This window comes from Streptomyces swartbergensis, assembly GCF_002148965.1.
Taxonomy (GTDB): domain Bacteria; phylum Actinomycetota; class Actinomycetes; order Streptomycetales; family Streptomycetaceae; genus Streptomyces; species Streptomyces swartbergensis.
Genome location: NZ_NGFN01000709.1, coordinates 1 through 1,309 on the forward strand (window position 1 = coordinate 1; position 1,309 = coordinate 1,309).

General features: G+C 67.3%; 3 protein-coding genes. All 3 read right to left on the reverse strand.

Features of this window, described 5'->3' with window-relative positions:
- Positions 1–222 (reverse strand): transposase (locus CA983_RS43770; protein ID WP_143645467.1); only part of this gene is annotated, 222 nt, incomplete at its 3' end.
- A gap of 91 nt (positions 223–313) precedes the next feature.
- Positions 314–676 (reverse strand): glutamate ligase domain-containing protein, encoded by a 363-nt coding sequence (locus tag CA983_RS43775; protein WP_107500365.1) that lies wholly within the window; start codon positions 674–676, stop codon positions 314–316.
- Complete coding sequence (locus tag CA983_RS43780; RefSeq protein WP_086606122.1) at positions 673–1,200, reverse strand: C39 family peptidase; 528 nt, start codon at positions 1,198–1,200, stop codon at positions 673–675. Before CA983_RS43780 ends, CA983_RS43775 begins: the two co-directional genes overlap by 4 nt.
- Positions 1,201–1,309: the final 109 nt, after the last annotated feature.

A 1,309-nucleotide genomic window follows, 5' to 3' on the forward strand; every position in this document is an offset into this window, starting at 1 on the left:
GGAGAAGACCCCGGCGTCCCGCCAGACGCGAAAGCGCCCGTAGACGGTCGCCCACGGTCCGAACTCGGAGGGCATCTCGCGCCACTGGGCGCTGGACCGAAACCGCCAGATCACCCCCTCGAACTGCTCCCGCAGCCGCTCGGGGTACGGACCGTACTCGCCTATCGGCAGGTACGGCTCGATGAACTCCCACTGCTCGTCTGTGAGTTGCCTACGTGTCACACCCAGCGTCCTACCGCATCCCGCCCCCGCACGGGGCCAGAACCCGAGATTGATCACGACCTCACACACGCCCTAGAGGGTCGGTGGCGGCTCACAGGCCGGTGACGGCCTGTCCGGTGAGGGCTTGGGCGATCTGCCAGAGCTGACCGCCGCGGGACGCCTTGACGAGTACAACGTCATTGGGGCGGAGGATGGAATCGAGGTAGGCGGCGGCAGTGGCGTTGTCGCCCACCAGGGCAATCTCTGGGACACCTGCCGCGCCCGCCGCAAGGGCGAGCTGCTTGGCGAGGTCTCCGCCGACTGCCACGACGAGATCGACACCGCTCTCGGCCGCGAAGCGGCCGATTTCGCGGTGTGCTTCCACTGCCTCGTCGCCCAGTTCCAGCATCTCTCCGAGTACGGCGATCCTCCTGCCGTCTGCGGCTTCGGTCGTTTCGCCGCCGGCCTCGGTCAACAAGATTCTCCGTTGGGGGTCAGGGGCGCGAAGGTGATCGCGCGGCCGGTGTAGGAACGGGACAGGCGGCTGAGCGTGACTCGATCGTGCGTCTGGCCCCACGCCGACGGGTCTCGGAAGAGGATCGCCGGGTCAAGTCCGTCTTCGTAGCCGCGAAGGATGACGAGGTGGCCACCTGATCGGCCGTCGTCGGGGAACTGCTCGGTCACGGACACGATGAGCGGGGCATCATCGAGGCGGCCGAACAGTCCTTCCACGGGCACGGGATCTGCGACAGCTGGCACTCCCAGGTCGGTCGCCAGGCTCGCGATCCCCGCGTGAAGTGCTCCACGCGGGGTCAGAACCTCGTGCTTGACCGCGAGTTTTAGGAGTTCAGGCACCGTGGGAGCCTCACGCCCGTAGGCGAGAAGGATCATCCTCAGCGACGCCAGACCGCACGCCCGGTTGGACCATTCGATCCGGTCTCCAAATGCCCATCCGCCATGTAGATCCCACTCGGCGGGGGCGATGAGCTGTCGGCACATGGGGACATCGTGGACGCGCGGCACAGCGGCAGGCTCCTACGGCGAGACGGCAGCCTCCCGCGTCAGTGTGGTGCTGGAGAAGGCGGGAGGGGGCAGGGGGACATCGTAT

Bases quoted from the DNA above. Each gene is read 5' to 3' on its own strand.
- CA983_RS43780 (WP_086606122.1), bottom strand. From the start codon at position 1,200: ATGTGCCGACAGCTCATCGCCCCCGCCGAGTGGGATCTACATGGCGGA.